At 65.5% G+C, this 18105-nt stretch carries 9 protein-coding genes and 3 rRNA genes; 7 read left to right on the forward strand and 5 right to left on the reverse strand.

The window, feature by feature from the left end; genetic code table 11:
* Positions 1–62: 62 nt before the first annotated feature.
* The 7 genes from O1R50_RS11495 (at position 63) to O1R50_RS11525 (ending at position 10107) form a co-directional block, all read left to right on the forward strand.
* On the forward strand, positions 63–935 hold the full coding sequence (locus O1R50_RS11495; RefSeq protein ID WP_270110162.1) for a RecB family exonuclease: 873 nt from the start codon (positions 63–65) through the stop codon (positions 933–935).
* A gap of 122 nt (positions 936–1057) precedes the next feature.
* Positions 1058–2236: a sensor histidine kinase gene (locus tag O1R50_RS11500; RefSeq protein WP_270110163.1), complete on the forward strand. Its 1179-nt coding sequence runs from the start codon at positions 1058–1060 to the stop codon at positions 2234–2236.
* A complete protein-coding gene (locus O1R50_RS11505; protein ID WP_270110164.1) occupies positions 2233–2910 on the forward strand; it encodes a response regulator in 678 nt (225 codons plus the stop codon). Before O1R50_RS11500 ends, O1R50_RS11505 begins: the two co-directional genes overlap by 4 nt.
* A gap of 355 nt (positions 2911–3265) precedes the next feature.
* Positions 3266–3976 carry an ABC transporter ATP-binding protein gene (locus O1R50_RS11510; protein WP_408612676.1) on the forward strand — a complete coding sequence of 237 codons (711 nt, stop codon included), beginning with the start codon at positions 3266–3268 and terminating at the stop codon, positions 3974–3976.
* 2 nt (positions 3977–3978) lie between these two features.
* Positions 3979–6510, forward strand: coding sequence for an ABC transporter permease (locus O1R50_RS11515; protein ID WP_270110166.1), 2532 nt, complete (start codon positions 3979–3981; stop codon positions 6508–6510).
* Positions 6511–6749: 239 nt separating this feature from the next.
* Complete coding sequence (locus O1R50_RS11520) at positions 6750–7556, forward strand: ABC transporter ATP-binding protein (RefSeq protein ID WP_270110167.1); 807 nt, start codon at positions 6750–6752, stop codon at positions 7554–7556.
* A gap of 4 nt (positions 7557–7560) precedes the next feature.
* Positions 7561–10107, forward strand: coding sequence for an ABC transporter permease (locus tag O1R50_RS11525; RefSeq protein WP_270110168.1), 2547 nt, complete (start codon positions 7561–7563; stop codon positions 10105–10107).
* Positions 10108–10180: 73 nt separating this feature from the next.
* On the opposite strand, the gene O1R50_RS11530 is transcribed toward O1R50_RS11525, so the two are convergent.
* From O1R50_RS11530 to O1R50_RS11550, 5 genes are all read right to left on the reverse strand, one after another.
* On the reverse strand, positions 10181–11629 hold the full coding sequence (locus O1R50_RS11530) for a sugar porter family MFS transporter (protein ID WP_270110169.1): 1449 nt from the start codon (positions 11627–11629) through the stop codon (positions 10181–10183).
* A 119-nt stretch (positions 11630–11748) separates the two neighbouring features.
* Positions 11749–12138: a carboxymuconolactone decarboxylase family protein gene (locus O1R50_RS11535; RefSeq protein WP_270110170.1), complete on the reverse strand. Its 390-nt coding sequence runs from the start codon at positions 12136–12138 to the stop codon at positions 11749–11751.
* Between the two features lie 449 nt (positions 12139–12587).
* A 5S ribosomal RNA gene (rrf, locus tag O1R50_RS11540) occupies positions 12588–12704 on the reverse strand.
* 144 nt (positions 12705–12848) lie between these two features.
* Positions 12849–15968 (reverse strand): 23S ribosomal RNA (locus O1R50_RS11545).
* 389 nt (positions 15969–16357) lie between these two features.
* Positions 16358–17889 (reverse strand): 16S ribosomal RNA (locus O1R50_RS11550).
* The 16S, 23S and 5S rRNA genes sit together here, the layout of an rRNA operon.
* Positions 17890–18105: the final 216 nt, after the last annotated feature.

Here is an 18105-nt window from a genome sequence, read left to right on the forward strand (position 1 = left end):
CGCGTTATGTTAGATGCGGGGTGCGGTGGACCGGTGTCGGGGGCCCGTCATATGCTCGAAGGATGCCGCACGCCGCCCGCCCGACCCAGCTCTCCCCTTCGCGCGCCGGGGATTTCAAGCAGTGCCCGCTGCTGTACCGGTTCCGGGCCGTGGACCGCCTGCCCGAGCCGCCGTCGAAGGCGCAGGTGCAGGGCACCCTCGTGCACTCGGTGCTCGAGCGGCTATACGAACTGGATGCGGGCAGGCGCACGCCGCGTCAGGCGCTGGCGATGATCGAGCCCGAGTGGGCGAAGCTCCAGGCGTCGGGCGAGTACGCGGAGCTGTTCGACGGGCTCGACGACGAGTCGGCATGGCTGCGGAACGTGCGCCGCCTGGTCGAGACGTACTTCGCGATGGAGGACCCGCAGCGGCTCCAGCCGCACCGCACCGAGTGCCTGGTGACGACCACCTTGGATGACGGCACGTCGCTCAAGGGGTTCATCGACCGGGCCGACGTCAACCCCGACGGTCTCGTGCGGCTCGTGGACTACAAGACCGGGAAGCGCCCGCCGGACCGCTTCGCCGACAAGGCCCTGTTCCAGATGAAGTTCTACGCCCTCGTGTGGTGGCGCACCCGGGGCACGGTCCCGACCCTGCTGCGGCTCATGTACCTCGGGGACGGGCAGATGCTCGACTACTCCCCCGACCAGCGCGAGCTGGAGGGCTTCGAGAAGACCCTCAAGGCACTGTGGTCGGTGATGCGCGAGGCGATCGCCACCGGCGAGTTCCGGCCGCAGAAGTCGAAGCTGTGCGGTTGGTGCGCGCACCAGGCGATCTGCCCTGAGTTCGGGGGCGAGCCGCCCGCGTACCCGCTGCCGACGGTCCTGCCGGGCCTGGCGATGCCGGTGGACCCGCAGCCGGAGACCGAGCCGATGCGGGACACGCCTCCTACCTGAGGCGCACTCGCGGATCATTCTCGCGTTCGATGAAACGGGCGGGAACGGCGGATACGGTATAGAGCGTGCATGCCGCCTCCACTTTCACACGCCTGCAGCGCCGGCTCCGAGAGCGGCCACTCTTGGCCGACACGCTGCTGGCGATCGTCTCGGCCGCCGGCTACCTCGGCCTCTACTCGGTCTCGGCGGCCCTCACCCCCGAAGTCACGCTCACCTGGTCCCAGGCCGGGCTGATGGCCGTCCCGTTCACCGCGATCTGCCTGCGGCGCAAGTGGCTGTGGGGCGGCATCACCCTGTCGCTCATCGTCATGACCATCGCGTTCTTCGTCGCCCCGCTCGAGGGCATGGTCATGGACAGCGGCATCGGCATGTTCGTTCTCACCTACACCGCCGCCGCCTATCTGCCGCTGGTCAGGGCACTGGTGGCCGCCGCCGCGATCTGGCTGCCGGTAGTGGTCTTCGTCCAGTCGGCCGCCTTCCGGGGCGGCGACCACCTGACGAGCACCCTGATCACCCTGCTCAACCTCGCCATGGCGGCGACGGTGTTCTGGATCGGCTGGGTCGTCCGCAACCGCCGCGAGCACGTCGTGGAGCTCTCGGACCGGGCCCGGTTCGCCGAGGAGCGCCAGGAGGCCCTCGCGGCCCAGGCCGTCGCGGACGAGCAGCGCCGCATCGCCCGGGAGCTGCACGACGTGGTGGCCCACCACATCTCGGTCATCGGGGTCATGTCCGAAGGGGCCAAACGGGTCCTGCGGACCAACCCCGAGGCGGCCGAGGAGGCCCTCACCACGGTCAACCAGACCGCGCGCACCGCGCTGCGGGAGATGCGGGACATCCTCACCGTGCTGCGGCAGGGCCGCGACGAAGGCGGCAGCGCCGACCTCGAGCCGCAGCCTACAGTGGATTCGCTGCGGGCGCTCGTGGCGCAGACCAAGGACGCCGGCCTGCCGGTGCGCTACACCGTCCGCGGCGAGGAGTACCCGCTGCCGACCGGCGTGAGCCTGGCGGTCTACCGCATCGCCCAGGAGGCGCTCACGAACACCATCAAGCACGCCGGGCCGCAGGCCAGGGCCGGACTCGTGGTCGAATACGGCGACAGCGAGTTCCGGATCTCCGTGGGCGACTCGGGCCACGGCGCGCCCGTGGTCTCGGGCTTCTCCGGCGGCCACGGCCTCATCGGCATGCGCGAGCGCGCCACGCTCTACGGGGGCACCCTCGAAGCCGGGCCCCGGCCCGGCGGCGGCTACCTCGTCGAGGCCCGCTTCCCCAAGAACGCCCACCTCCAGGGAGTCACACGTTGAACGACCGGCCGATCCGCCTCCTGCTGGCCGATGACCAGCAACTCCTGCGCGCGGGCTTCAAGATGGTCCTCGGCGCCGAGACCGACATCGACATCGTCGGCGAGGCCGGCGACGGCGTCGAGGCCTTCGATCTCACCCGGCGGCTGGTCCCCGACGTCGTGCTCATGGACATCCGCATGCCCCGACGCGACGGCGTGGCGGCCACCGCCGACATCGTCCAGGCGAGCCTGCCCACCCGCGTCCTGGTGCTGACCACTTTCGACCTCGACGAGTACGTCGTCGGCGCGCTGCGGGCCGGCGCCGCCGGGTTCCTCACCAAGGACGCGCCCGCCGCCGACCTGGTCGAGGCCATCCGCACCGTCCACAGGGGCGGCGCCGTCGTCGCGCCGCACATCCTCTCGACCCTCTTGGGGCGCTTCGCCGAGCACCGCGGCGGCGACGGCGACGCCAAGCCCGCGATCGTCGACTCTCTGACCGCCCGCGAGCGCGAAGTGCTGCTGCTCTTGGCGAAAGGCCTGACGAACGCCGAGATCGCCGAGTCGCTCACCGTCGGCGAGACGACCGTCAAGACGCACGTCGGCCACCTGCTCACCAAGCTCGGCGTCCGCGACCGCGTCCAAGCCGTCGTCCTCGCCTACGAGAGCGGCCTGGTCAAGCCCGGCAGCACCGGCTGACCTCCGACGAACGTCATACTCCGGTACCACCTCCTCCGCCTCTCGGCGTAGATGAAGACCGTCCGCGAAGCGGATGCGCGCAGGTCCGGGGTCCAATATCGTCAGTGCATGACCGCGAGCAGCACGACGCCGAATGACATCATGTATGATGTCACAATCAGGCGAGTCGACGTCATACGTTCACCGCTCGCCTGACACCACGACTTCGCGAGCGCCGTCTCGCGGACCAGGAAACCAAACACACCGAATCCCTCGGCACATCGACACCTTCATCGAAAGCGAGAGCGTCGTGTCCACCGCATCCCCCGTCAAGACCACCGCCGTATCGGCCGAAGGCCTCTGGAAGGCCTACGGCATGGGCGAAGCCCAGGTCGTCGCCCTTCGCGACGTCTCGGTCCAGTTCGAATCCGGCGCGTTCACCGCCATCATGGGCCCGTCCGGGTCCGGCAAGTCCACCCTCATGCACTGCCTCGCCGGGCTCGACACCACCGACCGCGGCACCGTCCACATCGGCGGCACCCCCGTCACGGGCCTGAACGACAAGGCCCTCACCAAGCTCCGCCGCGACAAGATCGGCTTCATCTTCCAGCAGTTCAACCTCCTGCCGACACTGACGGCGGAAGAGAACATCACGCTGCCCGCGGCCATCGCCGGCGCGAAGGCGGACCCGGCCTGGCTCGACCAGATCATCAAGACCCTCAACCTCTCCGACCGCCTCTCCCACAAGCCGACCGAGCTCTCGGGCGGCCAGCAGCAGCGCGTCGCGTGCGCCCGCGCCCTCGCCACCCGCCCCGAAGTGGTCTTCGCCGACGAGCCCACCGGCAACCTCGACACCCGCTCCGGTGCGGAAGTACTGCGCTTCCTGCGCACCAGTGTGGACGACTTCGGGCAGACCATCGTCATGGTCACCCACGACCCCTCCGCCGCCGCCTACGCCGACCGCGTCGTGTTCCTCGCCGACGGCCAGATCGTCGAAGACATGGCCGAACCGACCGCAGACAAGGTCATCGACAAGATGAAGCACTTCGAAGAGCTCGTCGCCGCTGCCCAAGGGGAGCACGCCTAGCCATGCTGCGCGCCACCCTCAAGGGCATGGCGAGCCGCAAAGCCCGCCTCGTCCTCACCAGCCTCGCCGTCGTCCTCGGCACGATGTTCGTCGCCGCGGCGATGATCCTCACCGCCACCATGGAGAAGTCGGTCACCGGCGTCATCGCCGACGCCTTCACCGACGTCGACGCGGTGGTCTCCTCCGCGGAGGACCCCGCCGCCGCCCAAGGCAACACGCCCAGCGCGACCCTCATCCCCGCTGACGTCCTCGAGACCGTCAAGGGCGTCGACGGCGTCGAACTCGCCGACGGCGACGTCACCGGCCAGGTCAACGCCATCGGCGACGACGGCAAGCTCGTCGGCGCCTTCGCCCCGACCATCGGCTTCAACTGGACCGACGCCGACACCGGCTTCAACGAGATCCGCGAAGGCCGCGGCCCCGAGGCCGACGACGAGGTCATCGTCTCCGCCCAGTTCGTCAAGGATGCCGGGCTCGGCCTCGGCGACACCGTCACCGCCTACTCCTACACTGCCGACCGCGCCGAATACGAGATCGTCGGCGTCTTCGGCCTCAGCGGCGACCGCGACTCGCTCGCCGGCGAGACGCAGATGGGCTTCACCACCACCGCCGCCCAGCGCCTGCTCACCCAGGGCGAAGACGCCTACATGGCCATTTACATCGAAGGCGACGCCTCCACCGACGCGATCGCCGAGGCGGTCGGCTCCGAATACCGCGTACAGACCGGCGAAGAGGCCAGCGAGGAAGCGGCCCAAGGGTTCGCCGCCGTCGCCGACATCATGGGCTACATCTTCCTCGGATTCGGCCTCGTCGCCGTGTTCGTCTCGGTGTTCCTCATCATCAACACGTTCACCATCATCGTGGCGCAGCGCCAACGCGAACTCGCGCTGCTGCGGGCCATCGGCGCCGCCCGCGGCCAGGTCGTCGGATCGGTCCTCGCCGAAGCCGTCGTCATCGGCGTCATCGCCTCCATCGTGGGTCTCGGCCTGGGCGTCCTGCTCGGCTGGGGCCTGTCCCAACTGGTCAGTTCCACCGTGATGGGCGGCCTGCCGGTCCAGCTCCAGGTCCCGGTCACGGCCCTGTGGGCGCTCGCGGTCGGTATCGGCGTGACCGTGCTGTCCGCGATCATCCCCGCGGTCAAGGCCTCCGGCGTGCCGCCGGTGGCCGCTATGCGGGAGGCGGTCAACCCGCCGAAGCCGCTGCGCGGCATCACGATCGCCGGTATCGCGGTCACCGCGGTCGGCGGCGTCCTGGTCGCCCTCGGGCTCACCGACAACCTCGGCGACCTCGGCCTGCCCGGCTTCCTCAGCGGCGTCGGCATCGCGTTCGTGGGCATCACCCTGCTCACGCCGATCCTCTCGCGGCCGCTCGTGGCCCTGCTCGGCGCGGTCATGTCGTGGTCCTTCGCGGGCCGCCTCGGCAAGCTCAACGCCGGGCGCAACCCGCGGCGCACCGCGATCACGGCCTCCGCGCTCATGATCGCCGTCGCGCTCGTCACCGGGATCGCCACGCTCGTCTCCAGTTTCAAGGAGACCACGACCGAGCTCACGGACTCCGACCTGGAGTCCGACCTCATCGTCATGGGTCAGCAAGGGGCCAACATCCCCACGTTCATGCCCGAGACCCTCGCCGAGATCAAGGCGCTGCCCGATGTGGCGGCCGTCGGCGACCTCTACGGCGAGTTCTTCGGCTCCTCGATCGACGACGAGCCGACCATGCTGTACGCCAGTGAGGACCTTCCCACGAGCCTGGGGATCTTCAGCGGCACCGTCGCCGAGGGCTCGGTCGAGAACCTGCCCGAGAACGGCCTGGTCGTCAACGAGTCGGCGGCCGAGGAGCGGGGCCTGGAGCTCGGGTCCACCGTCCAGGTGGACTTCGCCAAGGACAACCGCAGCGACCAGCTGCAGGTCGTGGCGATCCTGGAGGACTCCCAGCTCACCGACGGCTGGTGGCTCTCGCCCGCGCAGATCCCGAACTTCAGCGTGCCGAAGCCGATGCAGGCCTACATCCAGGTCGCCGAGGGTGCCGATGTCGGCGCGGTCCAGGCCGAGGTGGAGGGCATCCTCGCGGACGAGCCAGAAGTGAGCGTCACCAACAACGCCGAGTTCGTGGACCAGCAGACCGCTCAGCTCGACGTCCTCCTGATGTCGGTGCAGATCCTGCTCGCGCTGGCGATCATCATCGCGATCATCGGCGTCCTCAACACGCTGGTCCTGTCGGTTCTCGAACGCACCAGGGAACTGGGGCTGCTCCGCGCGATCGGCATGACCCGCGGGCAGGCCGGGCGCATGATCATCGTCGAGAGCGTCATCATCTGCCTCTTCGGCGCGGTCCTGGGCATCGCGGTCGGCATCGGCCTCGGCTGGACCGTCCAGCAAGCACTGGAGGAGGAAGGACTCACGAGCTTCGCGCTGCCGTGGGTACTCATCGTCGGGTACCTCGTCGCGGCAGTGAAGGTGGGCCTGCTCGCAGCGATCTTGCCGGCCTTGAGGGCCGTGAAGCTCAACGTGCTCAACGCCATCGCCTACGAATAGCTTTCCACCGGAAACCAGGTGAGGGGCGGCGCTGTCAGGCGCCGCCCCTCCCGTCTGCCCGGGGGCGGCCGGAAGACCGAGCCGGTGGCCCTTCAGGGCTCCGTCTTTCGGCCGATCCGGCGCCGGAGGCTCCGCCCTGGGGAGGACGGAACTCCGTCCCGCGGACCGAAGCGCCCGGAAGCGTCGCTCAATAGCCTTGGGGGAACAGGAAAGACACCCGATCAGAAAGGCGCTCCCCCGTGCCACTCAGCACTCCCCACGCCCCGCAGCAGACCCCCGGTCTGCAGCAGCACCGCCGCGCCGCCGTCACCGCCACCGGCCTGTGGCGCGCGTACGGCTCGGGCGAGGCCCAAGTCGTGGCCCTGCGCGACGTGTCCGTGTCGTTCGCCTCCGGCCAGTTCACCGCGATCATGGGCCCCTCCGGCTCGGGCAAGTCCACCCTCATGCACTGCCTCGCAGGGCTCGACACCACCGACCGCGGCAGCGTCGACATCGGCGGCACGGTCATCACCGGCATGGGCGACAAGGCCCTCACGAAGCTCCGCCGGGACAAGATCGGCTTCATCTTCCAGCAGTTCAACCTGCTGCCCACCCTGACGGCCGAGGAGAACATCCTGCTTCCGGCCTCCATCGCCGGCGCAAAGGCCGACCCGGCGTGGATCAGCCAGATCATCCGCACCCTCGACCTCCAGGAACGCCTGTCGCACAAGCCGACCGAGCTCTCGGGCGGCCAGCAGCAGCGCGTCGCCTGCGCCCGCGCCCTCGCCACCCGGCCCGAGGTCGTCTTCGCGGACGAGCCCACCGGCAACCTCGACACCCGCTCCAGCGGCGAGGTGCTGCGCTTCCTGCGCAAGTCCGTCGACGATTTCGGGCAGACCATCGTCATGGTCACCCACGACCCCTCGGCTGCCGCATACGCCGACCGCGTCGTGTTCCTCGCCGACGGGCAGATCGTCCGCGATCTCGACCGGCCCACCGCCGACTCCGTGATCGACACGATGCGCGGCTTCGAGAACCGCGTCCCTCTCGCCGGAGAGGCCGCCTGACCCGATGCTCCGCGCCGCATTGAAGGGCATGGCGGCCCGCAAGGCCCGCCTCGCGCTCACCAGCCTCGCGGTCGTCCTCGGCTCGGCGTTCATCGCCGCGGCCCTGGTCCTGACCGCCTCCATCCAAGCCACTGTGGACGACCTGAACGACGAGCTGTACGCGGGCTCCGACGTCCTCGTCGTTCCGGCCGCACCCGAGTCGCGAGGCGACAGCCTCGTCCAGCAGGGCATCCCCGCCGAGACCCTCGCCGCCGTCGAAGGCACCGCAGGCGTCGACCGGGTCGGCACCTCCGTCGCCGGGGCGATCAACGCCATCGGCGACAACGGCAAGGTCGTCGGCGGTCTCACCCCCACCATGGCCGCCAACTGGACCGACGAAGCCCGCGACCGCGAAATGCGGGAGGGCCGCGCACCCGAGAGCGACGGCGAAGTCGCCGTCTCCGCCAAGTTCGCCGACGACTCCGGCCTCAGCGTGGGCGAGACGGTGACCGCGTACTCGCAGACCACCGAGCAGACCGCATACGAGATCGTCGGCGTCTACGGCTACTCCGGCGGCCGCGACTCCGTCTCCGGCGCCACCGAGATCGTCTTCACCACCGCAGAGGCGCAGCGCCTCGTCTTCGACGGCGAAGACGCCTACTCGGCTCTCGCCGTCCACGCCGCTGACGGCACCGACGCCGACGACCTCGCAGCGGCACTCGAACCCGTCGCCGGCGCCGAATCGCAGGTCCAGACCTGGGAGGACTACAACGCCGAGGCGACCGCCCAGTCCGCCGAGCTCACCGGCCTCGTCGGCAACTTCCTGCTCGGCTTCGGACTCATCGCCGTGTTCGTCTCGGTGTTCCTCATCGCCAACACGTTCTCGATCGTCATCGCCGGTCGCCTCAAGGAGATCGCGATGATGCGCGCCATCGGCGCGGGCCGCGGCCAGGTCGTCCGCTCGATCCTCGCCGAGGCCCTCCTCCTCGGCGCGATCGCCGCTGTCGTCGGCGCCGCCGTCGGCGTCGCGGGCGGCGCCGGCCTGACCGCCGCGATCGCGAACTCGTTCCTCGACGCAGGCCAGGTCAGCCTGGCCGTGCCGCCTACGGCCATCCTCGCCGCGCTGGCGGTCGGCATCGGCGTGACCGTGCTGGCGGCCCTCGTCCCCGCCGTCCGGGCCTCCAAGGTCCCGCCGGTCGAAGCGATGCGCGCCGCAGTCAAGGCCGACCGCCCGATCACGGTCATCACCGTCACCGGCGCGATCGTCACCTTCGCGGGCGGCGCGGCCATGGCCCTGGGCCTGACCCACAACCTGGGCAGCGACAAGGCCGCCCTCGCGGGCACCGCCGTCGGCGCCGGCCTGGTCTTCGTCGGCGTCACCATGCTCACCGCCTGGCTGTCCAAGCCGCTCGTGGGCGCCCTCGGCCGACTGTGGTCCTGGAACTTCGCCGGGAAGCTCGGCCGTCGCAACGCCGGACGCAACCCCCGCCGCACCGCCGTCACCGCCTCCGCGCTCATGATCGGCGTGACCCTCGTGACCGCGACCGCGACGCTGCTCACCAGTGTCAAGGCCAGCATCGAGGACTACTTCGGCGAGGCCGTCAAGGCCGAGCTGTTCGTCACCGGCCCGGCCGTGTCAGAGCTCCCCGCCTCGTTCGACCCCGCGGTCATGGACGACATCCGCGCCATCGACGACGTCGAATCGGCGGTGGAGGTCTACTACGACATCGCCGACATCGACGGCACCGACCAGTACGTCAACACCACCACCGACTTCGGCGGGATCGTCGACCTCTTCGGCGGCACCTTCGCCGAAGGCGGGACCGGGGAACTCGCCGACGACGAGATCGCCGTCAACCAGTCGGCCGCCGACCAGCTCGGCGTCGGGATCGGCGACACCGTGTCCGCCACGTTCAGCCGCGGCACCGAGGCGCACGAGTTCACCGTCGCCGCGATCCTCGTCGACAACGAGAACACCGACGGCTGGTACGTCGCCCCGGCCTATGTCGAGGAGTTCTACACGACCAAGCCGATGATGGCCCTGGTCGACGTTGCCGACGACGCCGACATCGACGCCGTCACCGCGGCCGTCGACGACGCGCTCGCCGGAGAACCCGAGGTCAGCGCCCAGAACCACGAGGAGTTCGTCGCCGAGGTCACGGTGTTCTTCGACTTCGCGATCATCGCGATCCAACTGCTCCTCGGCCTGGCCATGATCGTCGCCGTCATCGGCGTCGTCAACACGCTCATCCTGTCCGTCCTCGAGCGCACCCGCGAGCTGGGGATGCTCAGGGCGATCGGCATGACCCGCGGCCAGACGGTCCGCATGGTCATCGTCGAGAGCGTCACCATCGCCCTCTTCGGAGCGGTTCTGGGCATCGCGGTAGGCCTCGGGCTCGGCTGGGCGCTCCAGAACGCGCTGGCCGACAGCGGTGTCGACGTCTTCGCCGTCCCGATCGCCCTCATCGCCGGGTACCTGGCCGCGGCCGTCCTCGTCGGACTCCTCGCCGCCATCGCCCCCGCGACGCGGGCCGCCAAGACCAACATCCTCGGCGCGATCGCCTACGAATAGCCTTTCACCACAAGGAAACCGTTGAGGGCCGCCCCGATAGGGGCGGCCCTCAACGCATTGCGGATCGGACGCGTCAGTCGACGGTCCGGTAGGCGCTCTTCTCGAGCTTCTCCATGTCCTCCAGTTCGACGCCCTTCGTCTCCTTGATCATCTTGGTGACGAAGAAGAACGAGATCAGCGCGAACGCCGCGTAGAGGCCGTACGCCAGGAACAGGCCGGTCTCCGCGAGCTCGGGGAAGGTGACGGTGATGAGCCAGTTGCTGATCCACTGCGCGGCCGCGGCCACGCCGAGCGCCGAGGCGCGGATCTGGTTCGAGAACATCTCCCCCAGCAGCACCCACACGACCGGGCCCCACGTGAACGCGAATCCGAAGACGAACACGTTCGCCGCGAGCAGCGCGGTGATGCCCTGCGCGTCGCCGAGGATCGGGTTGTTGTTCGCGTCGACGTCGGCGGTCGCGAAGATGACCGCCATCGTGCCGAGCGCGAAGAACATGATGAGCGAGCCCCACATCAGGAGCTTCTTGCGGCCCGCCCGGTCCACCAGGTAGATCGCGAGGATCGTACCGGCGATGTTCACGACCGAGTTGATGACGCTCGTCAGGAACGCGTCGTTCTCGCTGAACCCGACCGACTGCCACAGCGAGGTCGAGTAGTAGAAGATGACGTTGATGCCGACGAACTGCTGGAACATCGACAGGAAGATGCCCACCCACACGATCGGCAGCAGCCCCAGGCGCGGGCCGCGCACGTCGGAGATCCGCGGCGGCCGGTCGGTGTGCAGCGACTCCTGAATCTCGACGATCTTCGCGTTGACGTCGCCGCCGACGTACTTCGCCAGGATCTCCCGCGCCCTCGACACCTCCCGCTTCGCCACCAGGTACCGCGGCGATTCGGGGATCTGCAGCGAGCACATGAAGTACACGAACGCCGGGACGGCCGCTGCCGCGAACATCCACCGCCACGCCGTGCCGCCCCACGGGACTTCACCGCTGGCGCCGCCCGCGGAAGCCTGGATCCCGTAGTTCACCAGCAGCGCCGAGAAGATGCCGAGCACGATCGCGAACTGCTGCAGCGATCCGAGCCGCCCGCGCAGATGCGCCGGCGCGATCTCGGCGATGTACGCGGGGGCGATGACGCTCGCGGCGCCGATCGCCAGGCCGCCGCACACTCGCCAGATCGTCAGGTCCAGGGGACCCGTCGCGAGAGCACTGCCCAGCGAGGTGATGAAGAAGACGACCGCGGCGATCATCATGACCCGGGGACGGCCGATCTTGTTCGCCAAGGATCCCGCGAACCAAGCGCCGACCGCGCAACCCAGGAGCGCCGAGGACACGACTACACCGGTCTCGACCGATCCGATCCCCCACTGCACTTCCAGCGCATCGGTGGTCCCGTTGATCACGGCTGTGTCGTACCCGAACAGGAACCCGCCGAGAGCGGCCGCGATCGAGACGAACACCGCCGATCCGGTCCCCACATGCGTCTCGCGCCGCTTCAGACCGTCATTGTCCGTGGCCATCACTCACTCCCGCTGCCAACTCGAAACCGGCACACCGCACGTCCCGAAATCCTAAGCCGCATTCGCCCTGTAGAACCTCAATTGACGCGATTCGTGGACTTACCCAGCGGAAGTACGAATCAACCGGAAAGCCCCTCGTCTATTCGCACGTCAAGGGCCCTCAACATCCGCGCCAGGGCGATGTAGGTGGCCCCGGTGACGGTGAGCTCGGTCTGCTCCGCCGGGCTGAAGCAGGCATCGAGCGCCGCATCGTCCCGAGGCGCCCCAGAACCCAGGTGTTCGGCGTACGCGAGCACCACTCGCTGCGGCACACTGAAGCAGTCGGCCTCACCCCAGCGATCGAGCGCCGCGAGCTGCTCGGAATCCAGACCGGACTCGGTGGCCATCGGAAGATGATGCGCCAGTTCATATGCCGAGTCCTCGATCTGGGCGATCCGGCAGATCATCAGTTCCCGCAGGCCGCGCGGCACCGCGGCATCGAACCGCAGCGCGTGGATGAGATCGAGCACTGGCCCCAGGAGCGCCGGCGCGTGCGCGAGTGCCCGATGCAGGTTGATCGGATCCCGCCCGACGGCCGCCAGCCGCCGCGAGGCCGAAGACGGTAGCCCTGCGTCAGGAAGACGCGAAACCGAAGCTCTGCTCATTACTGTGACCTATCTAACTTGTGACGCCTGCTACGTGCTATCCAGCGATGTGGGACAATACATGAAGGGCATGTACCCACCCGACGAGCCTGCAACGGAGGAGGCCACGTGAGCACATTTTTCAGCGTCGTAGGAGCGGTCGGTATCGCGATCGTCCTGGTGACCGTCTCGCTACTGACATTCCTGGTGACGGGAGCGATCTTCGGAATCGGGGTCGGAGTAGCGAAAGTGAGAGACGCGCTCTCGACTTCTTCCTGAATCAGGGCATGCAAAAAGACCCCCACCGCGAGGTGGGGGTCTTTCTATACGTAGATGTTTGGCGGTGTCCTGCTCTCCCACACCCTCTCGAGTGCAGTACCATCGGCGCTGGAAGCCGTAACGACCGGGTTCGGAATGGGACCGGGTGTGTCACTTCCGCTCTCACCACCAAACAAACCCGCGAGGGCACTGTTCAGCGATCAAGCAGCCAGCCTCCCCCAGGGGGAGGGTTCTGGCGCGTTCGAGCCAACCAGTGTTGTCTCAGAATCGCATAGTGTGCGTGAATGTCTCGTATCGTTTCTACCTAGACACGTGTTGATGTTAAGTTCTCGGCGGTTAGTACCCGTCCACTCCACGCCTTGCGACGCTTCCATGTCGAGCCTATCAACCCCGTCATCTACAGGGCGCCTCACCAGGCCAAGCCTGACAGAGATCTCATCTCGAAGCACGCTTCCCGCTTAGATGCTTTCAGCGGTTATCGCTCCCGAACGTAGCCAACCAGCCATGCCCCTGGCGGGACAACTGGCACACCAGCGGTTCGTCCATCCCGGTCCTCTCGTACTAGGGACAGCCCTTCATCAAATCTCTTACGCGCGCGGCGGATAGGGACCGAACTGTCTCACGACGTTCTAAACCCAGCTCGCGTGCCGCTTTAATGGGCGAACAGCCCAACCCTTGGGACCAACTCCAGCCCCAGGATGCGACGAGCCGACATCGAGGTGCCAAACCATCCCGTCGATATGGACTCTTGGGGAAGATCAGCCTGTTATCCCCGGGGTACCTTTTATCCGTTGAGCGACACCACATCCGTACGTCGGTGCCGGATCACTAGCCCCTGCTTTCGCACCTGCTCGACCCGTCGGTCTCACAGTCAAGCACCCTTCTACGCTTACACTCACCGACCGGTTTCCAACCGGCCCGAGGGTACCATTGGGCGCCTCCGTTACCATTTAGGAGGCAACCGCCCCAGTTAAACTACCCACCAGGCACTGTCCCCCGACCCGATCAGGGCCGCGGGTGAGACACACCACCAGATCAGAGCGGTATTTCACCAACACCTCCACCACGACTAGCGTCGCAGCTTCCCAGGCTCCCGCCTATCCTACACAAACCAAGCAATGCATCAATACCAAGCTATAGTAAAGGTCCCGGGGTCTTTCCGTCCTGCCGCGCGAAACGAGCATCTTTACTCGTACTGCAATTTCGCCGAGCATGTGGTTGAGACAGCGGGGAAGTCGTTACGCCATTCGTGCAGGTCGGAACTTACCCGACAAGGAATTTCGCTACCTTAGGATGGTTATAGTTACCACCGCCGTTTACTGGCGCTTCAATTCACCACTGCAGGCCAAAGGCCTTGATGGATCCTCTTAACGTTCCAGCACCGGGCAGGCGTCAGTCCATATACCTCACCTCACGGCTTCGCATGGACCTGTGTTTTTAGTAAACAGTCGCTTCCCCCTGGCCTCTGCAACCCCAACCAGCTTCCGTGCGCACGCACCACCAGCCGGGGCCCTCCTTCTCCCGAAGTTACGGAGGCAATTTGCCGAGTTCCTTAACCACACATCACTCGAACGCCTCAGTATACTCTACCTGACCACCAGTGTCGGTTTAGGGTACTGGCCGACTACCACTCGCTAGAAGCTTTTCTCGACAGCACGGGATCACCAAATTCAGCCAAACGGCCTATGCTTCAGCGCTCACCCTCCAGGCCGAACCTGGGCACTCCCGGATTTACCTAGGAATGCGGGCTACCACCTTACCCCGCCTAATCCACCAGACGGTACAGCTACCCCACTGCGTCACTCCATCACTACGCTACACACGGAAAGGACCCCAACCACTCACTGACAAGCAGTCACCCGAAGGCGACCACTCGCCGGCTTGCAGCCGGTTAGCACAACCGCTATCACTCATACGCGGCACTCGGGTACCGGAATATCAACCGGTTATCCATCGACTACGCCTCTCGGCCTCGCCTTAGGCCCAGACTAACCCAGGGCGGAACAACCGTCCCCTGGAACCCTTAGTCAATCGGCGCACAGGATTCTCACCTGTGTTTCGCTACTCATGCCTGCATTCTCACTCGTACAAAGTCCACCCCATGGGTTACCCCGGAGCTTCACCCCATGTACGACGCTCCCCTACCCAACCCCGCCAGACGCATCTGACAGGCATTGCTACGGCTTCGGCGGTGCACTTCAGCCCCGCTACATTATCGGCGCAAAACCACTCGACCAGTGAGCTATTACGCACTCTTTCAAGGATGGCTGCTTCTAAGCCAACCTCCTGGCTGTCAACGCGACCCCACATCCTTTTCCACTCAGTGCACCCTTAGGGGCCTTAGCCGGTAATCTGGGCTGTTTCCCTCTCGACGACGGATCTTCTCACCCGCCGACTCACTGCCGCACTCAACACCATGGCATTCGAAGTTTAGCTGAGCTCAGTAACCGACACGGCCCATCACCCAACCAGCGCCCTACCACCACGGAGCAACATGCGACGCTGCACCTAAATGCATTTCGGGGAGAACCAGCTATCACGGAGTTTGATTGGCCTTTCACCCCTACCCACACCTCATCCCCCCAGTTTGCAACCTAGGTGGGTTCGGGCCTCCACGACCTCTTACAGCCGCTTCACCCTGGACATGGGTAGATCACCCCGCTTCGGGTCTACAACACACCACTCAACGCCCTATTCAGACTCGCTTTCGCTCCGGCTCCACCACACGGCTTAACCTCGCGGCATACCATAACTCGCAGGCTCATTCTTCAAAAGGCACGCCATCACCCGCCTACCAACTGCAAGCAGCCGGCCGGGCTCTGACGGTTTACAGGCACATGGTTTCAGGCACTCTTTCACTCCCCTCCCGGGGTACTTTTCACCATTCCCTCACGGTACTCTCCACTATCGGTCACCGGACCTCTTTAGGCTTAGCAGACGGTCCTGCCAGATTCACACGAGCCTCCACGAAACCCGCGCTACTCGGGTGCACCATCCGAACACCAACACCATCCTTCACCTACGGGACTCTCACCCTCTCCGGTCGGCTTTCCCACGCCGTTCGACTAGACAATGCTGCGTGAACCTAGACTCGGCAGAGCCTAACGACGATGTCCCACAACCCCTGACCCGCAACGCCTGCCGGCTATCACACGAACCAGGTTTAGCCTCCTCCGCTTTCGCTCGCCGCTACTCACGGAATCACTCTTGTTTTCTCCACAGCAGGTACTGAGATGTTTCACTTCCCCGCCACACCACCAACCAGCCTATACATTCAGCCAGCGGCAACCAGTCATCAAACTGGCTGGGTTACCCCATTCGGAAACCCTGGGATCACAGTCCAGTTGGCAACTCCCCCAGGCATATCGCAGCCTCACACGTCCTTCATCGGTCATCCGGCACCAAGGCATCCACCATGCGCCCTACACAACTTAACCAACACGGTCAAATCAGATAGAAACAAAGACACTCACGCACACTATACAAATCTCAAACAACACATTGACCACACCGACCCCGCTACACACAAGCAGCGCTCTCGACATGACCAGGCTCAGAGACGTGTTGTCTCAGAACCCCAACAGGGTGCGAGACCCGCCAGGCACGCCACCGGCACCCCCAAGGGGACACCGACGACCTGACCAACAGGCCTCAAGGATGGGAGCAAGCCTTCGCTCGCTCAAGCTCAACGTGCAGTCGACACACCATTTAAAACATTTAGTCCATACACACCCGCTAGAAACCCTGCCGCCACTCGGCGACCGGGCCGGTCATACGACCGGAGCGGATGGTTGACGCCCCCCGCAGGGGGGTCGGGACTCCTTAGAAAGGAGGTGATCCAGCCGCACCTTCCGGTACGGCTACCTTGTTACGACTTCGTCCTAATCGCCAGCCCCACCTTCGACCACTCCCTCCGGTAAACCGGTTAGGCCGCAGGCTTCGGGTGTTGCCAACTTTCATGACGTGACGGGCGGTGTGTACAAGGCCCGGGAACGCATTCACCGCAGCGTTGCTGATCTGCGATTACTAGCGACTCCACCTTCATCGAGTCGAGTTGCAGACTCGAATCCGAACCAAGACCGGCTTTACAGGGATTCGCTCCACCTCACGGTATCGCAACCCGCTGTACCGGCCAATGTAGCATGCGTGAAGCCCTAGACATAAGGGGCATGATGACTTGACCTCATCCCCACCTTCCTCCGAGTTAACCCCGGCAGTCTCCCGTGAGTCCCCAACTGAATGCTGGCAACACGGGATAAGGGTTGCGCTCGTTGCGGGACTTAACCCAACATCTCACGACACGAGCTGACGACAGCCATGCACCACCTGTCACCCAGTCCGAAGAGGCCTCTATCTCTAGAGGTTTCCGGGTGATGTCAAACCTAGGTAAGGTTCTTCGCGTTGCATCGAATTAATCCGCATGCTCCGCCGCTTGTGCGGGCCCCCGTCAATTCCTTTGAGTTTTAGCCTTGCGGCCGTACTCCCCAGGCGGGGCGCTTAATGCGTTAGCTACGGCACAGAATCAACCAACGTGACCCCACACCTAGCGCCCACCGTTTACAGCATGGACTACCAGGGTATCTAATCCTGTTCGCTCCCCACGCTTTCGCTCCTCAGCGTCAGAACAATCCCAGAGATCCGCCTTCGCCACCGGTGTTCCTCCACATATCTGCGCATTTCACCGCTACACGTAGAATTCCGATCTCCCCTAATTGCCTCAAGTCGACCCGTATCCACCGCAAAACCCCGGTTAAGCCGAGGCCTTTCACGGCGGACGCAATCAACCGCCTACGAGCCCTTTACGCCCAATAAATCCGGACAACGCTCGCGCCCTACGTCTTACCGCGGCTGCTGGCACGTAGTTAGCCGGCGCTTATTCAACCACTACCGTCAACCCCGCGAATACGGAGCCTTCGTGGTGGATAAAAGAGGTTTACAACCCGAAAGCCGTCATCCCTCACGCGGCGTCGCTGCATCAGGCTTCCGCCCATTGTGCAAAATTCCCCACTGCTGCCTCCCGTAGGAGTCTGGGCCGTATCTCAGTCCCAATGTGACCGACCGCCCTCTCAGGCCGGCTACCCGTCAAAGCCTTGGTGCGCCACTACCGCACCAACAAGCTGATAGGCCGCGGGCCCCTCCCCAACCGCAAAAACTTTCCACCTCGAACCATGCGGATCAAGGTCGTATCCGGTATTAGCCGCCGTTTCCAACGGTTATCCCAGAGATGGGGGCAGGTTACCCACGTGTTACTCACCCGTTCGCCACTCGAGTACCCGCAAGCGGGCCTTTCCGTTCGACTTGCATGTGTGAAGCACGCCGCCAGCGTTCGTCCTGAGCCAGGATCAAACTCTCCAACAAAAACCTGTTGCGCACTGACACCTTACGGCATCAGCGACTTTGGTAGGTGTCGAAGCATGTCCTGACCGATTTTCAACGGGACACCAAGCAAGTGTCCCAAGGAAAAGACAGTCAAAAACAGTACCAACCAGAAACCACCAGCACCTAGGCCAGCAATCCCCAGTCAGCCCGCACGCTGACCATCCAAACACCCTGTTGAGTTCTCAAACAACACGC

The organism is Glycomyces luteolus, assembly GCF_027622875.1.
GTDB classification, from domain to species: domain Bacteria; phylum Actinomycetota; class Actinomycetes; order Mycobacteriales; family Micromonosporaceae; genus Glycomyces; species Glycomyces luteolus.